The organism is Anaerostipes sp. AF04-45 (assembly GCF_003461725.1).
Lineage (GTDB): Bacteria > Bacillota > Clostridia > Lachnospirales > Lachnospiraceae > Anaerostipes > Anaerostipes caccae.
In genome coordinates this window covers 81283-96705 of sequence record NZ_QTXQ01000003.1, presented here as the reverse complement: position 1 = coordinate 96705, position 15423 = coordinate 81283, and the positions used below count along the sequence as shown (strand labels likewise).

The window sequence follows — 15423 nt, the reverse complement described above, 5'->3', positions numbered from 1 at the left end:
TCATGAGGATATCTGCCTTTCTGCATCAATGGACAAAATGTGGGAAATAGAGTAAAATTGGGGTAAGATTCAGGAACCAAAAGGCGGCGGACACATTTATGAGGTAGATGTCTTTATGAAATTAGATGAACTGGTGAACAAGCATTACGGACAGCTTAACGAGAATGATTTATACATATGGAATTACATATCTTCGCACAGGAAAGAGTGTGAAAAGCTTGCCATAGACCAGCTGGCATTTAAGTGCAGTGTGTCGAGGACAACCGTTCTGCGGTTTGCCCAGAAGCTGTCCTTAAAAGGTTATGGTGAACTAAAGGTCTTTTTAAAGCTTGATAATCAGGAGGCAAAGGAAAACATCGGGTATGTGGACATGGTCTGTGAGTCATACCGCCGGGTGATCGGCAGCATGAAAGAAAAGGACTGTACAGATATCTTTAGGAAGTTTGATCAGGCAAAGAATATCTACGTGTATGGGATCGGCATGATCCAGTCTTCCATTAAAAAAGAGTTAAAGCGGACCTTCATGATGAGCGGGAGGCTGATCTATGATCTGAGCGGATATGAGGAAGCGGAAAGGCTTCTCAGCATTGTCACGGAGGATGACTTGTTTATCATCATATCTGTTTCAGGAGAGAATGAATTTATCAACAATTTCACTAAAAATCTAAAGATCCGGGGCGTCTCTGTGCTGTCCATCACGAAGCTTCGGGAAAACACACTGGCACATATGACCGATTATGCTCTCTATGTTACCGAGACAGTGTTTTCCCAGCCGTTCAGTCACATAGAGTATGATTCTCTCACATCATATTTCATTTTGATTGAGATTTTATTTTTAAAGTACATGGAGTATAAGACAAAAAAAGAGGAGATAGCGGATGAGGCTGGAAACCCTGATTGAAGAAAATTATGATAAACTGAATGAAAATGATTTGAGCATCTGGAACTTTATTCTGCGGAACAAGAAGGAGTGTCAGACTATGTCGATCCAGGAGCTGGCAAAACAGTGCCATGTGTCACACACAACCGTCTCAAGGTTTACTCATAAGCTGGGGATGGAAGGGTACGGGGAACTGAAGATTTTTCTGAAATGGGACAGCCGGGAGGAGGAATCCTTCGATGTAAGGGAGATCGAGCGGGTCTACCAGGATTACATAAAGACTCTGGATATGATGAAGGACAGGGACTGTTCGGATGTCTCAGAGATGCTCTCCAGGGCCGGAAGCATATATGTATACGGAACAGGAGCGGTCCAGAAAAATGCCGCGAGAGAGTTAAAAAAGAACCTGCTTTTTCTGGACTATCTTTGTAATCTGATCGAAGGCCGGGAAGAAATAAAGATGGTGCTGGAAATCGTAAAAGAGGGAGACGTATTTTTTCTGTTTTCTCTTTCCGGTGAAAATGCCTTTGTCAATGAGCTTGCAGGCAGGCTGAAGGCAAAGGGTGTCAAAATCATCTCTGTGACAAAAGTGGGGAATAATGAATTGTCGAGGCTCAGTGATATCAGCCTTCAGTTTTATGCTCATCCGGTACTGAAGGGAAAGTTTAATTCTGATGTGTATATGACGGCTCAGTTTTTTGTGATTAATGAATTTTTACTTTTAAAGGGATTGGAGTATGGAACAAGCGAAGAGTGATTAATGTAGATTTATTTTGTTTTGATATATGCGTGTCATAGGGTTAATAAAGGGAGTTTTATAACCTCCGATAAGAGAAAAATAACCAATATCCTTTAGTATTTGAAGAGCTTTCACACGGTCAGTAATTATTAACTTTTTTTCGTTGGTAAGTTTGTAAAGTTGAGAATTATATGTTAGAAAAGGTTTTGTCAATTTACATATCTCCTGTAAAAGAAATGTTTGAAGAAAAAGGAGGGCCCTCAGGTCCTCCCCCGGTTTCAGTCCTCTCGAGTATCTGAAACCTGATCCCTGAAATTGGTTTAACATAATATTGTTTATAAGTAAATAAATTCCATATTTTTCAATACACTTTTTAAAAATAATCATAAGTAATCTTAACTTGCTTTATGAGAAGGGTGAATAATCTAAAAAGGTATAATAGACGGTCCCTCTCTTTTCTGTTAAAATATAAAGAAAAATCAGGTGGTGACAGATCATGTTTGTAGAGGAAAGACAGCAAAAGATTCTTGAACTTTTGCAAGAAAACCAGAAAGTAAGAGTGAAAGAGCTGAGCCGGATGTTTGAGGTTACAGAAGACTGTATCCGGAAAGATCTGGCCAGTATGGAAGGACGCGGTCTTTTAAAGCGTGCCTATGGAGGCGCCGTTCTGACGGAAGGCATGCACCCCGGGCACAGCAACGCGGTTTCTTCCAGGAAAGAAAAAAACCTGAAAGAAAAGCAGAGAATTGCAAAAAAAGCGGTAAAGCTGATCAGTGACGGGGATGTGGTTTTTTTGGATACATCTACAACGAATCTGGAGGTTGCGAGGGAAATCATCCGTTCTAAACGAAACGTGACGGTCGTAAGCTGTATGCTGGATATCGCAAATTTGTTCGCAGCGGATGGAAACACCGGATTTATTCTTTTGGGAGGAGAGTTCAATCGGTCTCAAATTGGGTTTCTGGGTTCGCTGACCCTCTCTATGATGGAGAACTTCAGGTTTGACCTCTGCTTTATGGGAGTCGTTGGAGCGGACGTAAAAGGAAATGTGGTCACGACTTATGTTCCGGAGGACGGAGCTATGAAACAAAAAGCCATCAGTAAAAGCCGCAGAAGATATCTGGTCATGGAGACAAAAAAGTTTGATTTCCAGGCAAATTATGTCTTTACAGATTTTACACAGGTGGATGGGATAATCTGTGAGAAGGAGCCTCAGGAAGAGATAAGAGAAGTGCTGAGAGAATATGGAACAGAGATCATAGCATGACAGTTCCTGTATGATCTCTGCTCGATTTTTAAAATGTATGGATAGCAATACAAGGTTAAAATTATTTTTGGATTTGTATCATTCTGTCCACCCAGCCGCGGTAAAAATTCTCTTCATGAGATACAACCAGTACGGTTCCTGTAAAATTTTTCAATGCATTTTTCAATGCTTCTTTAGCCGCTGCATCCAGGTGATTTGTGGGTTCATCCATAATTAAAAAGTTACATGGTTTTAGTGTCAGCAGGCATAACTTTACCTTGCACTGTTCACCTCCGCTCAATGATCCTATCTCCTGTCCGGCATGACAGCTGGAAATTCCGCACTGCGCAAGATGCTGCCGTACTTTTTTGATTGGGAGAGAGGGATAACAGTCAGACACGATCTGTAGCGGTGTCCTGGTTGTATCATCCCATATTAGATCCTGTTCAAAGTATCCGATGGTGACCTGTTCTGAAAATGAGAAACTGCCGTCTAAGGCAGGAATCTGATTCGTCAGAGTTTTCAAAAGGGTGGATTTGCCGATTCCGTTGAAACCTGTGATCACAATTTTCTGTCCTCCTTTTGCTGAAAATTGAAGGCCGGAGAGAAGCGGATATTGATACCCCACAGACAAAAGTCTCACGGACAGGTGGTCAGCATTTGTCACCGGAAGCTGTGAAAAATTAAAACACGGTCGGTTCTCAGTTACGTCTGGATTTTCCATGCGTTCCATCCTGTTCAGCTGTTTCTTGCGTCCTCTGGCCATTTTTGACTTTCGCCCGGCCATGTTTTTTCTGATAAATTCTTCTGTTTCTTTGATCTTTTTCTGCTGGAAAGAATACCGTCGGATATATTCTTCCTGAAGAAACGTTTTCTTTTTTAAAAAATCAGAGTAGGTGCCGTAATATTTTGTAAGTCTGCCGTTATGAATATCGCATACGCGGTTGACACTCTGTTCTAAAAATTCATTGTCGTGGGAGACAACCAGAAAAGCGCTCGGAAGCCCTGAAAGGTAGTCTGCCAGCCAGGAGACGTGCTCCTTATCCAGAAAGTTTGTAGGTTCATCCAGCAGCAGGACAGAAGGCTGTTCCAGCAAAAGTTTAGCGAGGATGACCCTGGCTCTCTGACCTCCGCTGATTTTTTCTACCGGGCATTCAAGACCGATAGTGAGGAGTCCCAGTCCGGCAGCTGCCTGTTCAATCCTGGTGTCAATCTGATAAAAGTCATGGAGCTCTAATTGTTCCTGGAGCCGTGCGGCGGCAGGGAGGGCTTTTTCATCTCCGGCCGCTGCTTTTGAATACAGCAGATTCATTTGCTCCTCTTTTATAAAGAGAGACTGAAAAGCAGATTTTAAGAAATCTGAGATCGTTATATTTTCTTTCATCTGTGCGTATTGATCCAGGCATCCGAAAGAAGCTGCAGGATGTCTGAAGATCTGTCCGCTGTCGGGAGTAATCTGCCCGGTGCAGATTTTGATAAACGTACTTTTTCCTGCACCATTTGGACCGACAATTCCTATATGTTCTCCTTTATTGAGCTGGAATTCTGTTTCTTTAAAAAGCTGTTTATCACCGAATGAATGTGATAAATCTTTAATATCTAATAAACTCATGATGATCTGATCCTTTCATATAAAAAAGACAGAAGACAAAATACATTTCTGTATCTGCCTTCTGCCGTATTGTCAGTGTGTTATAGAACAACAAAAGGCCGCGGACAAAACATTGTCCGCAGCCTTTTAGCATGGGATTCTTCGGGAAAACAGGTATCCAAATAAGGACTGCTCATGCAGCCGCAGATGATTCTGGATCTGTCTCCCGATGAAATCTTAAAGCGGATAAAATCCGCCGTACTCTGCACAATGTTTCATCGGTCTGAATTGTACAGAGTTTACTCGCCTTCTCGGCTGGTCTGATCTATATAAGCCCATGCTGGCTGCTCCTTTTGTTTCATAAAATTTTCTGAGTGGTTTTTGAGATTTCATTTTGCACACGCTTGTAGTGAGGCAATTCAAAGCCGAACAGAAATCGTGTGCAAAATGCCCTACATTCCCTCGTGGAACGTTCTTCTTACAACTTCTTCCTGCTGTTCTCTGGAAAGCTTATTAAAGTTTACCGCATATCCGGAAACACGGATCGTCAGTGTCGGATACTTGTCCGGATGTTCCATTGCGTCAATCAATGTCTCACGGTTGAATACGTTGACATTCAGATGATGAGCGCCCTGCACAAAGTAACCGTCCAGAATGTTTGCAAGATTTTCTTCTCTCTGGTCCTGATCTTTTCCTAAAGCTTCGGGCACGATAGAGAAGGTGTTGGAAACACCGTCCTGGCACACGTCGCGGTAAGGAATCTTGGCTACGGAATTCAGAGAGGCTAAAGCGCCGCTGTTGTCCCGTCCGTGCATTGGGTTTGCACCAGGAGCAAGAGGCTCCCCTAATTTTCTTCCGTCCGGCGTGGAGCCAGTTTTCTTTCCATACATAACATTGGATGTGATGGTGAGTGCAGATAATGTATGGATGGCATTTCTATAAATCGGATGTTTCTTTAATTCCTCAGAGAATAAAGTGACAGTGTTGACAGCCAGGTCGTCTGCCCGGTCATCGTCATTGCCGTATTTCGGGAAATCTCCTTCAGTCTCAAAATCTACTGCCACACCGTTTTCGTTGCGCACCGGTTTTACAGTGGCATATTTGATTGCTGATAACGAGTCTGCCGCGATGGAAAGACCTGCCACGCCGTATGCTGCGATACGCTCCATATTGGTATCGTGCAGTGCAAACTGGCTCGCCTCGTAGGCATATTTGTCATGCATATAATGAATGATATTTACGGTATCAACGTATAATTCTGCTACATAAGCGAGAACTTTTTTGTAGTTAGCCCAAACTTTTTCGTAGTCCAATACTTCATCGGTGATCGGCTCGATACCCGGAATGACTTCAATCCCCTTTTTCTCATCGATGCCGCCGTTGATAGCATACAGCAGGGACTTGGCAAGGTTGCAGCGGGCTCCGAACAGCTGGGTCTGCTTTCCGACTTTCATGGCAGACACACAGCAGGCAATGGCATAATCATCTCCGTAGATCGGTCTCATGACATCGTCATTTTCATACTGGATCGAATCTGTGTCAATGGAAACTTTGGAGCAGAACTTCTTGAAGTTGGCCGGAAGCTTTTCAGACCAAAGGACGGTCAGGTTCGGCTCCGGAGCTGTTCCCAAATTATACAGTGTATGGAGATAACGGAAGGAGGTCTTTGTCACAAGCGGTTTGCTGTTGATTCCGATACCGCCGATGGACTCTGTGATCCAGGTAGGATCTCCCCCGAATAATTCATCGTACTCCGGTGTCCTTAAATGTCTTACAAGGCGAAGCTTGATGATAAACTGGTCGATCAGTTCCTGGGCATCTTTCTCTGTCAGCACGCCGTTTTCCAGGTCACGCTGAATATAAATATCAAGGAAAGTGGAAGTACGTCCAAGGGATGTAGCCGCACCGTTGTTTTCTTTTACACCGGCAAGATAAGCCATATAGACCGCCTGGACCGCCTCTTTGGCATTGGATGCAGGTTTAGAGATGTCCACTCCGTAGGAAGCAGCCATTTCTTTGATTGCTCCTAAAGCACGGATCTGCTCGGAGACTTCCTCTCTTGCACGGATGCGCTCTTCGCTCATCGGTCCGTCTAAGGCATCCAGATCGCGTTTCTTTTCTTCCACGAGATAATCGATGCCGTAGAGGGCAGCACGGCGGTAGTCACCGATCACACGTCCTCGTCCATAGGCATCCGGAAGCCCTGTCAGAAGACCGGCTGTCCTTGCAAGCCTTGTGCGCTGCGGATAGGCATCAAAGACACCTTCGTTGTGTGTCTTGCGGTATTCATTGAAGTGACGGTCTATTTCCGGATTCAGTTTGTATCCGTACTGTTCCAGAGAAGAATGGGCCATTCTCTTGCCGCCGTATAAGTTTACGATGCGCTTTAAAGGAGCATCTGTCTGAAGACCTACAATGATTTCATTTTCTTTGTCGATATATCCGGGTGCAAAGTTAGTGATGCCGGAAATAATATTGGTCTCTACATCCAAAACACCGCCTTTTTTTGTCTCTTCAGAAAGCAGTTCTTCGCATTTGTTCCACACTTTTTCTGTTTTTTCTGAAACACCTGCCAGGAAAGAGTCATCTCCTTCATATAATGTATAATTCTTCTGGATAAAGTCTCTTACGTTGGTTTCCTTTGTCCATTTTCCTTCTTTAAAGCCGTTCCATTCTTTTAACATTGTTTTCCTCCATATTGATCAAAATAGGTTTTCTGAAGTTGTTTGGTGCGTTCCTTGTCCATTGCCGGAACTCCTTTGAGCGGGTAAGAAAGATTCATTACCTCATATTTGTTGGTGCCGAGCAGATGATAGGGGAGAAGCTCTACCTTTTCTACGTTCGGTATGCGGTCTATGTATTCTTTTAGTTCCTGCATGTGCTCTTTGCTGTCTGTAAGTCCCGGAACTACGACATGGCGTATCCATAGTTTCGTGCCGTTTCGTTCCAATGCCTTTAGAAATTCGATGAACCGCTCCATTGGCCTTCCTGTCATAGACTCGTAAGCCGGCCCGGTTATTTCCTTGAGATCTAAAAGTACCAGATCTGTGTATGAAAGAATTTCATCGTAATCTCCCTGACCAAAGCCTGCGGTATCAATGCACGTATGGATGCCTTCCTGTTTACAGAGTTTCAGAGTCTTAAGCAAAAACTCTGGCTGCATCAGGGGCTCTCCGCCCGAAAAGGTCACTCCGCCGTTCTGTTTAAAGTAGGGCTTGAAGCGGGAAATCCTTTTCACCAGCGCCTCCGGAGTCATCTCTTCGCCGCCCTGAAACTCCCAGGTGTCAGGGTTATGGCAGAATTTACACCGAAGGGCACAGCCCTGGAAAAAAACTACGCTGCGGATGCCCGGGCCGTCGACTAATCCCATGGATTCCATGGAATGGATGTGTCCAACAATCATAGGAACCTCCTGTAAAAATGTTGATTGGCTGCCTGGGATACGAGTATCAGCGGCTCGTGGAAAGCCGTAGACTTTCCTAATGGAATAAAAAAAGCCGCACGTCCAGGCAGGGTGCCCAGACGGTCGGCTAAAAATTCGTTGTCATACTTCCTGTGGTAAACTCCACTTGTCCGTCAGTCATATGACTTATGACTTTAAAATACTATACATGGCACCGCAATGTCAACCCCGTAATTGAAATATTGTTTGTGAAATTTTTAGCCGGTTTCATCGTAACGTGAGGTTTCCTGCTTGTCTACCGGGTATGTGATAAAAGTTTTCATGTTTAAAATTCAGAAAATCCGGGCATGTTCATAGTATGAAGAAAAAATCAATCATCTGGATGTTTTTCCTTGCCGCCGCGGTAATCTTTTCTGTGGTATGGACAAAAGAGAAAGACGGCAGAGCGGATCAGAAAATAAAACAGGGAGTCGTGCGGTTCCACATACGGGCAAACAGTGACAGCAGGAAAGACCAGGCAGAAAAACTCCTGGTCAGGGACCAGGTAGTGGCATATCTGAAACCGTATATGGAACAGGCCAACACAAAAGAAGATGCAAAGAGAATTCTTAACAGCCGGAAAAAGGAGATTGCCAAAGTGGCAAAGTCCACGCTGCAAAAGAGGGGAAAGGATCTACCGGTCAAAGTCTATCTGACCAGAGAGAAGTTTCCCGAAAAGGACTATGGCAGCTATGTGTTTCCCGAGGGAACCTACGATGCGCTGAGAATCGATCTCGGAAATGCCAGTGGACATAACTGGTGGTGTGTCATGTTTCCGGACCTTTGCATTACGAAAGAAAGCGAAGCGGCAAAAGACAAAAAGACCAGAAAAAAACTGGAGCAGCAGGTAGGAAAAAAAGGAGTGGAGAAGCTGGAAAAGAAGAAAGAGAAGCTGCCCTGGTTTTTGAAATGGCTGGAGTAATCAGGTAATATTTACTAAAAATCAGACATAAAAATTAACTAATTTATTCGTTGAAATTTGTTGCAAAAGAAGGTATAATAAAGTTACAAAAGTTTTAAAAATTTATAACAGTACAATTTATTTCCAACACGGCTGAGACGGGCAGAAAGTGAAGGAGATGGTATGGATGAAAAAGATTTCAAAGAGGCATACGGTCTGGGAGATCAATTATTTTTATAGGTCTCTGCTGCTCATAACAGCAGGGATTCTGATGATTTTGGTCTTCCTGCTGCTCCTCCGGTAACTGCAGACGATTACATATCAATAAAGAGGGAATTTTACAGGATAATTCTGTGAAATTCCCTCTTTCATTTTTCTTTGAACAAAGCAAAAGACATAAATTGTGCATCATCCGGGAACTATAAACAAATGGTGGAACAGACACAACTTTTATGCTGTCCAAAACGTCTAATGATTAAATGCAGATGTAAGGAGAACCTACGAATGAAGAGAAAAATAAGAAAAGACAAACTAAAAGAAATGAAGGACTTTTACCGTTCAGTCCTGCTGATTTCACTTGGCATTACTATGATCCTGATCTTCCAGGCAATGCTCATGTAGAAAAAAATAAAGACACGCCGCTAAAGCGTGTCTTACAGTATGTTTGGACTTTTTAATCCTCAGGCAAAGGTTTCTTAGCAGAGATCATCAGCAGTTTTTTCAGCTTATGTACACGAAACTTTGTGAGCCCCGCTGCCTTGAACATGCCAAGGATCTCATGGGTGGACGGCCGCTTCACCTTGCAGGAAGGAAGAAGCTTGTCCGCCACGTTGCCGGTGATCCTGATCACTTCAGGGAATGCAACGACACCGATGTAAAGCCTTCCGCCAGGAGTCAGGAGATCGGCCGCTTTCTGGATGAACTCCGCCTGATTGGGGAAGTGATGGAATGCGCTGCACACAGTTATGATGCGGAATGTATTGTCCTCAAAATCCAGATCATCACTGCTGCCTACCTGAAAATGCAGGTCAGGATAATCTTCACTGGCCCTGCGGATCATTTCTCCGGAGATGTCGACTCCGTACCCTTCAGCATCTCTCCAGCGTGTGAGTCCGGCGAGCAGTGCTCCGGTCCCGCATCCCACATCCAGAATTTTATCATTGTCTCGGACACAGATCTTCTTGATCATCTCCTGCTCCAGAGAAGCCGCCATCCTGCCGCTGATGGTCTTTTCATAATTTTCAGCCTTTTTATCGTAAATTTTTGCAGAACGTTCTTTTACATTTTTCATAGGTACGTCCTCTCTTTCTTCATTTTACTCTATTATTCTTTACAATGATTATATCAGATAAACGAAAACATCCGCAACAGATAAACCCAAAATGTGAGACTGACAGATGAAAGTACGGTTGCGGCCACCACGATGCTGGAAGTCAGCACATGATCGTTATCCATGGCCTTCGCCATTACATAGCAGCTCACGGTAGTCGGCGAGCCGAGCATGATCAGGATTGCGATCAGTCCTTCGTTCCGGAAACCGAAAAAAACGGCCAAGGGAAGAAAGATGAGCGGCAGTATAAAAAGTTTGATGATTGCGGCGGCCATCGTAGGCCGGATTTTCTTCAGAGCCTTTGCGCCTTCAAAACCTGCGCCGACACAGAGCAGCGCCACCGGCGTCGCCGTAACGGAAAGCTGATTTAGGCATTTATCGATGACCGGAGGAAAATCCACAGCCAGATAGGAAAACGGAAGTCCAGCAAGGATTCCCAGGATGATCGGGTTTTTTGCGATATTGATCAGGGCAGATTTGATACTGCTTGTGCCGGAACCCGGTCCCCTGACGGTCAGGACGATAACAGAAAAAATATTATACAAAGGCACGCTGGCAACGATCATCAGCGGTCCCATAGTGGAGTGTCCGTAAATATTCTCAATGAAGGCGATTCCCAGGATGGCGGCACTGCCCCGGAAAGAGGCCTGGACAAACGCTCCGGTCATGGATTTATCTTTTAAGAAAATTTCTGCAAGGATCCAGATGCCGGAAAACATCAGAGTGGTGACGATCATGCAGAACAGAAAGTATTTAAGATCAAAGGCCTGTTTCAACGGGGCGCCGGAAATATCCCGGAACAAAAGGGCCGGGAGAGCTGCGTTAAAGACAAATTTATTGGCTGTGTTTACAAAGTTTTCATTGAACCATCCCTTTTCCTTCAGAAACCATCCGAGAAAGATCATAAAAAAAATAGGGACTGTCGAATTTAAGCTGAAAATAAAATCATTCATAAGTATCCTCCGGGGGAGATTATAGCAAATAAAAAAGAACAATTCAAACATGCCAATTTTTCTTGCTAAATCCAAATTGAGGTGATATAGTACCCTTGGATGGTATTCCTTAGAGAAATCATACCAGTGAACGAATCTTATAAAGGACATCACCTCAGGAAAGCAGGTGATTATTCCGTATGAAAGCAGGGTTTATCGGGGCAGGCAAAGCAGGCTGTTCCCTTGGCAGGTATTTCGTACATTACGGCATCCCTCTGGCAGGGTATGCCAGCCGCAGCATGGCTTCAGCCCAGGCGGCGGCAGACGCAGCACACACACAAAGTTTTGATTCATTTGACAAATTATTATCAATGTGTGATGTTCTTTTCATTACGGCTCCTGACGGCCAGATCAAAGGCGTGTGGGAGCAGATCAGAGCTTTCCCGGTCCGGGGAAAGTTTATCTGTCACTGCAGCGGTTCCTTAAGTTCCGCTATTTTCTCTGAAATAACCGAAGCAGGGGCTTACGGCTATTCTATCCATCCAATGTTTCCATTTAACAGTAAAAAAACTTCATATGAGGATCTTTCCAAAGCCTTGTTTACCCTTGAAGGTGACAGGGAACACAGAGATCAGATGCTCTCATTTTTAAGTGTTCTGCCCAACCCGGTCGTGGAGATCGGGGCAGAGGATAAGGTCCGCTACCATGCGGCGGCTGTCATGGCGTCCAACCAGATGGCGGCGCTGATGAACCGGGCTTTAAGAATTCTTGAAAGCTGCGGGTTCAGCGGGCAGGACGGCCTTACGGCACTTGCTCCGCTTGTTCGGACGAATCTTGAAAATATTCTTCGTTCGGGACCGAAAGAAGCTCTGACAGGACCGGTGGAGCGAAATGATGCAGCTACTGTGGAAAAGCATTTACGTGCTCTTTCCGGAGAAGAGAAGGAGATCTACCTCCCTCTGTGCAGGGAGCTGATTAGGATTGCAGAAAGCAAATATCCGATGAGGAACTATGAACATATGGAGAGAATATTGGAGGAAGAACATTGAAGAACACAGTAAGTACATTTCAGAAGATGAAAGAAAACGGAGAAAAGATCTCCATGCTCACGGCTTATGACTATTCTACAGCCAAACTGTTTGATGAAGCCGGCATTCATTCAATTCTCGTGGGAGATTCCCTGGGGATGGTTATGCTAGGTTATGACACGACGATTCCGGTGACTGTGGAGGATATGATCCACCACGGCGCTGCAGTTGTGAAGGGAGCAAAGAATGCGCTTGTTGTAGTGGATATGCCGTTTATGTCCTACCAGACGTCTGTATACGATGCGGTGGTCAATGCCGGAAGGATCATGAAAGAGACAGAGGCCACAGCAGTCAAACTGGAAGGCGGAAAGGATGTGTGTCCGCATATTGAGGCCATCGTCAAAGCTTCCATCCCGGTTGTGGCCCATATCGGTCTCACGCCCCAGTCTGTCAATGCCTTTGGGGGATTTAAAGTGCAGGGCAAAAGTGAAGAAGCAGCGAAGAAGCTTTTGGAGGATGCCCTGGCAGTAGAAGCAGCCGGAGCATTTGCGGTCGTATTGGAATGTGTTCCCGCAAAACTTGCAAAGCTTATTTCTGAGAAACTCCGCATTCCGACCATCGGCATCGGCGCAGGAGCAGACTGTGACGGTCAGGTCCTCGTTTACCAGGATATGCTGAATATGTACGGGGATTTTGTACCGAAGTTTGTAAAGCAGTTCGGAAACGCAGGCCCGGTCATGAAAGAGGCGGTGCAGGAATATGTCAAGGCGGTAGGAGAAGGGACATTTCCGGAAGAACAGCACACATTTGCCATCAATGATGATATTATAGAGAAGTTGTATTAAGGAGAGGATCATGAAAATTGTCAGTACAGTAGAGGAAGTCAGGAAACAGATAAAAGAGTGGAAGATGCAGGGGCAGAGCATCGGATTCGTGCCGACTATGGGATATCTCCATGAAGGGCATAAAAGTCTGATGGACTGTGCACGGAAAGAAAACGACAGAGTCGTCGTGAGTATTTTTGTAAATCCGATGCAGTTCGGTCCGGCGGAGGATCTGGCCGATTATCCGAGAGACCTGGAACATGATACAAAGATCTGTGAGAGTGCAGGGACAGATCTGATCTTTCATCCGGAACCGGAGGAAATGTATGACGGTGACTTCTGCTCTTTCGTTGATATGAGCGTTTTGACGGAAGGACTCTGTGGGAAAACAAGGCCGGTACATTTCCGGGGAGTCTGCACGGTTGTCACGAAACTTTTCAATATAGTCACTCCGGACAGAGCCTATTTCGGGCAGAAGGACGGCCAGCAGCTGGCGGTGATCAGGCGCATGGTGAGAGACCTGAATATGGATATCTGTATTGTGGGCTGTCCGATTGTAAGAGAAGAAGACGGGCTCGCCAAGAGTTCCAGAAATACATATCTCTCACCGGAGGAGAGAAAGGCCGCGCTGGTTCTGAGTCAGGCGGTGCGGCTCGGCGCGGAGCTTGCCAAGACCGAAAAGGATGCCAAAAAGGTTGTTTTGGCCATGAAGGATAAGATACAGACAGAACCGCTGGCAAGGATTGATTATGTTGAGGCGGTGGACGCTCTGTCCATGCAGCCGGTGAAGACCCTGGAAGGCGGCTGTATGCTGGCGATGGCAGTTTATATCGGTAAAACAAGGCTGATTGATAATGTGTTAGTGTAAGGAGACGGACGATGAAGCTTTCAATGTTAAAAGGAAAAATTCACAGGGCAACCGTAAGACAGGCGGAGCTGGACTATGTGGGAAGTATTACGGTGGACCCCGAACTTATGGAGGCGGCAGGCATTCTGGAATATGAAAAGGTGGTCATTGTTGACATCAACAACGGCAGCAGGTTTGAGACATATACCATTGCCGGAGAGCCGGGGAGCGGCATGATCTGTTTAAACGGGGCGGCGGCACGCTGTGTATCCCAGGGAGACAAGATAATCATAATGTGTTATGCTGAAATGACACCAAAAGAGGCAGAAGAACACAAGCCAAAAGTTGTGTTTGTAGATGACAATAACAAGATCACCCGCCTGACCAGCTATGAAAAACATGGCCGGCTGGAGGATATGTAGGAGAAGACTATGCTGAGTGGAAAAACAATCGTCCTGGGTGTCACGGGAAGCGTGGCGGCCTATAAGATGGCGAACATGGCGAGCATGCTCATAAAAAGGGGATGTGAAGTCCATGTGATCATGACAGAAAATGCAACCAACTTTATCAATCCCATTGCATTTGAATCACTGACCAATACAAAATGTCTGGTGGAAACTTTTGACCGGAATTTTCAATTTCATGTGGCGCATGTGTCACTGGCAAAGAAAGCAGACGCCATGCTGATCGCTCCGGCTTCTGCCAATGTGATCGGAAAGATCGCAGGCGGAATTGCGGACGACATGCTGACAACGACTGTGATGGCATGCAAAAGCCCTGTTCTGATCGCGCCCGCTATGAATACAAATATGTATGAGAACCCTATTCTTCAGGACAATCTTGAGAAACTCAGAACCTACGGTTATACGGTCATTGAACCGGCCAGCGGACATCTGGCCTGCGGAGATACAGGCGCAGGGAAAATGCCCTCTGAGGAAGTTCTCATGGCTTATATTGAGCGGGCTGTGCACCGGCCAAAAGATCTTGCAGGGAAAAAGGTGCTGATTACTGCCGGACCCACGAGAGAAGCAATTTGCCCTGTGCGGTATATCACCAATCACTCCACAGGGAAGATGGGCTATGCCCTGGCAAAGACGGCAATGCTCCGGGGTGCTGATGTGACCCTGGTTACCGGCCCGACAGAGATTGAGCCGCCGATGTTCGTTACCACAGTGCCGGTTGTGAGTGCGGCCGATATGTATGAGGCTGTCATGAGCAGAAAAAAGGAACAGGACATCATCATTAAATCAGCAGCTGTGGCGGATTACACTCCGGCGCAGGTGAGCGATGAGAAGATGAAAAAGACCGATGGGGATATGTCTATTCCGCTCGTGCGGACAAAAGATATTTTACAGGAGCTGGGTCATACAAAAGAAGAAGGCCAGTTTATCTGCGGTTTTTCCATGGAGACTCAGAACATGCTGGAGAATTCCAGAAAGAAACTTAAGAAAAAGCAGATCGATATGATCGCAGCCAACAATTTGAAAGAGTCCGGAGCGGGATTCGGTACGGATACCAATGTTGTAACTTTGATCACCAAAGACCAGGAAAAACAGCTTCCGATGATGTCCAAAGAAGACGTGGCAGATGCCATTTTAGATTTTATTAAAACTTCATAAAACTTTTTTCAAATACTCTTTTTCCCACTTTCCTATGATATAAT

The 15423-nt window shown here is 45.3% G+C and carries 14 protein-coding genes and 1 riboswitch; of the genes, 9 read left to right on the top strand and 5 right to left on the bottom strand.

What is annotated here, in order from left to right:
* The first annotated feature begins 115 nt into the window (after positions 1-115).
* The 3 genes from DWV34_RS05580 (at position 116) to DWV34_RS05565 (ending at position 2886) form a co-directional block, all read left to right on the top strand.
* On the top strand, positions 116-901 hold the full coding sequence (locus DWV34_RS05580; RefSeq protein WP_118475631.1) for a MurR/RpiR family transcriptional regulator: 786 nt from the start codon (positions 116-118) through the stop codon (positions 899-901).
* A complete protein-coding gene (locus tag DWV34_RS05575; protein WP_118475629.1) occupies positions 879-1637 on the top strand; it encodes a MurR/RpiR family transcriptional regulator in 759 nt (252 codons plus the stop codon). Before DWV34_RS05580 ends, DWV34_RS05575 begins: the two co-directional genes overlap by 23 nt.
* A gap of 478 nt (positions 1638-2115) precedes the next feature.
* Entirely contained in the window at positions 2116-2886 is a 771-nt protein-coding gene (locus DWV34_RS05565; protein ID WP_006568408.1) for a DeoR/GlpR family DNA-binding transcription regulator, read from the top strand.
* Positions 2887-2947: 61 nt separating this feature from the next.
* Here DWV34_RS05565 and DWV34_RS05560 read toward each other — a convergent pair whose 3' ends face one another.
* The 3 genes from DWV34_RS05560 to pflA all read right to left on the bottom strand — a co-directional run bounded on the left by DWV34_RS05560 (position 2948) and on the right by pflA (position 7859).
* Positions 2948-4477 (bottom strand): ABC-F family ATP-binding cassette domain-containing protein, encoded by a 1530-nt coding sequence (locus DWV34_RS05560; RefSeq protein ID WP_118475625.1) that lies wholly within the window; start codon positions 4475-4477, stop codon positions 2948-2950.
* Between the two features lie 431 nt (positions 4478-4908).
* On the bottom strand, positions 4909-7140 hold the full coding sequence (gene pflB / locus DWV34_RS05555) for a formate C-acetyltransferase (RefSeq protein ID WP_006568412.1): 2232 nt from the start codon (positions 7138-7140) through the stop codon (positions 4909-4911).
* The gene (pflA, locus tag DWV34_RS05550) at positions 7134-7859 is read right to left on the bottom strand and encodes a pyruvate formate-lyase-activating protein (protein ID WP_006568413.1); all 726 of its coding nucleotides are present in this window, start codon (positions 7857-7859) and stop codon (positions 7134-7136) included. Before pflA ends, pflB begins: the two co-directional genes overlap by 7 nt.
* A 106-nt stretch (positions 7860-7965) precedes the next feature.
* Positions 7966-8050: riboswitch (ZMP/ZTP riboswitch) on the bottom strand.
* A 167-nt stretch (positions 8051-8217) separates the two neighbouring features.
* On the opposite strand from pflA, the gene spoIIR reads away from it, so the two are divergent.
* A complete protein-coding gene (spoIIR, locus tag DWV34_RS05545; RefSeq protein ID WP_009290001.1) occupies positions 8218-8820 on the top strand; it encodes a stage II sporulation protein R in 603 nt (200 codons plus the stop codon).
* A gap of 652 nt (positions 8821-9472) precedes the next feature.
* Here the strand turns inward: spoIIR and DWV34_RS05540 are convergent.
* Both DWV34_RS05540 and DWV34_RS05535 read right to left on the bottom strand, forming a co-directional pair.
* Complete coding sequence (locus DWV34_RS05540; RefSeq protein ID WP_009290000.1) at positions 9473-10090, bottom strand: class I SAM-dependent methyltransferase; 618 nt, start codon at positions 10088-10090, stop codon at positions 9473-9475.
* A 53-nt stretch (positions 10091-10143) separates the two neighbouring features.
* Complete coding sequence (locus DWV34_RS05535) at positions 10144-11082, bottom strand: AEC family transporter (protein ID WP_009289999.1); 939 nt, start codon at positions 11080-11082, stop codon at positions 10144-10146.
* A 179-nt stretch (positions 11083-11261) separates the two neighbouring features.
* On the opposite strand from DWV34_RS05535, the gene DWV34_RS05530 reads away from it, so the two are divergent.
* The 5 genes from DWV34_RS05530 to coaBC are packed head-to-tail and all read left to right on the top strand — an operon-like array spanning position 11262 to position 15379.
* Positions 11262-12110 (top strand): Rossmann-like and DUF2520 domain-containing protein, encoded by an 849-nt coding sequence (locus tag DWV34_RS05530; protein WP_009289998.1) that lies wholly within the window; start codon positions 11262-11264, stop codon positions 12108-12110.
* Positions 12107-12934 (top strand): 3-methyl-2-oxobutanoate hydroxymethyltransferase, encoded by an 828-nt coding sequence (panB, locus tag DWV34_RS05525; protein WP_009289997.1) that lies wholly within the window; start codon positions 12107-12109, stop codon positions 12932-12934. Before DWV34_RS05530 ends, panB begins: the two co-directional genes overlap by 4 nt.
* A 10-nt stretch (positions 12935-12944) precedes the next feature.
* Positions 12945-13781, top strand: a complete 837-nt coding sequence (panC, locus tag DWV34_RS05520) for a pantoate--beta-alanine ligase (protein WP_009289996.1) — start codon at positions 12945-12947, stop codon at positions 13779-13781.
* An 11-nt stretch (positions 13782-13792) separates the two neighbouring features.
* The gene (panD, locus tag DWV34_RS05515) at positions 13793-14182 is read left to right on the top strand and encodes an aspartate 1-decarboxylase (RefSeq protein ID WP_118475623.1); all 390 of its coding nucleotides are present in this window, start codon (positions 13793-13795) and stop codon (positions 14180-14182) included.
* Between the two features lie 9 nt (positions 14183-14191).
* Positions 14192-15379 carry a bifunctional phosphopantothenoylcysteine decarboxylase/phosphopantothenate--cysteine ligase CoaBC gene (gene coaBC, locus DWV34_RS05510; RefSeq protein WP_009289994.1) on the top strand — a complete coding sequence of 396 codons (1188 nt, stop codon included), beginning with the start codon at positions 14192-14194 and terminating at the stop codon, positions 15377-15379.
* Positions 15380-15423 lie beyond the last annotated feature (44 nt).

What these genes read in the sequence shown, in the direction of transcription:
- DWV34_RS05560 (WP_118475625.1), bottom strand. Translation starts at nt 4,477, where the DNA reads ATGAGTTTATTAGATATTAAAGATTTATCACATTCATTCGGTGATAAA.
- panD (WP_118475623.1), top strand. Translation starts at nt 13,793, where the DNA reads ATGAAGCTTTCAATGTTAAAAGGAAAAATTCACAGGGCAACCGTAAGA.
- DWV34_RS05530 (WP_009289998.1), top strand. Translation starts at nt 11,262, where the DNA reads ATGAAAGCAGGGTTTATCGGGGCAGGCAAAGCAGGCTGTTCCCTTGGC.
- DWV34_RS05535 (WP_009289999.1), bottom strand. Translation starts at nt 11,082, where the DNA reads ATGAATGATTTTATTTTCAGCTTAAATTCGACAGTCCCTATTTTTTTT.
- DWV34_RS05540 (WP_009290000.1), bottom strand. Translation starts at nt 10,090, where the DNA reads ATGAAAAATGTAAAAGAACGTTCTGCAAAAATTTACGATAAAAAGGCT.
- panC (WP_009289996.1), top strand. Translation starts at nt 12,945, where the DNA reads ATGAAAATTGTCAGTACAGTAGAGGAAGTCAGGAAACAGATAAAAGAG.
- DWV34_RS05565 (WP_006568408.1), top strand. Translation starts at nt 2,116, where the DNA reads ATGTTTGTAGAGGAAAGACAGCAAAAGATTCTTGAACTTTTGCAAGAA.
- DWV34_RS05575 (WP_118475629.1), top strand. Translation starts at nt 879, where the DNA reads ATGAGGCTGGAAACCCTGATTGAAGAAAATTATGATAAACTGAATGAA.
- pflB (WP_006568412.1), bottom strand. Translation starts at nt 7,140, where the DNA reads ATGTTAAAAGAATGGAACGGCTTTAAAGAAGGAAAATGGACAAAGGAA.
- pflA (WP_006568413.1), bottom strand. Translation starts at nt 7,859, where the DNA reads ATGATTGTTGGACACATCCATTCCATGGAATCCATGGGATTAGTCGAC.
- DWV34_RS05580 (WP_118475631.1), top strand. Translation starts at nt 116, where the DNA reads ATGAAATTAGATGAACTGGTGAACAAGCATTACGGACAGCTTAACGAG.
- coaBC (WP_009289994.1), top strand. Translation starts at nt 14,192, where the DNA reads ATGCTGAGTGGAAAAACAATCGTCCTGGGTGTCACGGGAAGCGTGGCG.
- spoIIR (WP_009290001.1), top strand. Translation starts at nt 8,218, where the DNA reads ATGAAGAAAAAATCAATCATCTGGATGTTTTTCCTTGCCGCCGCGGTA.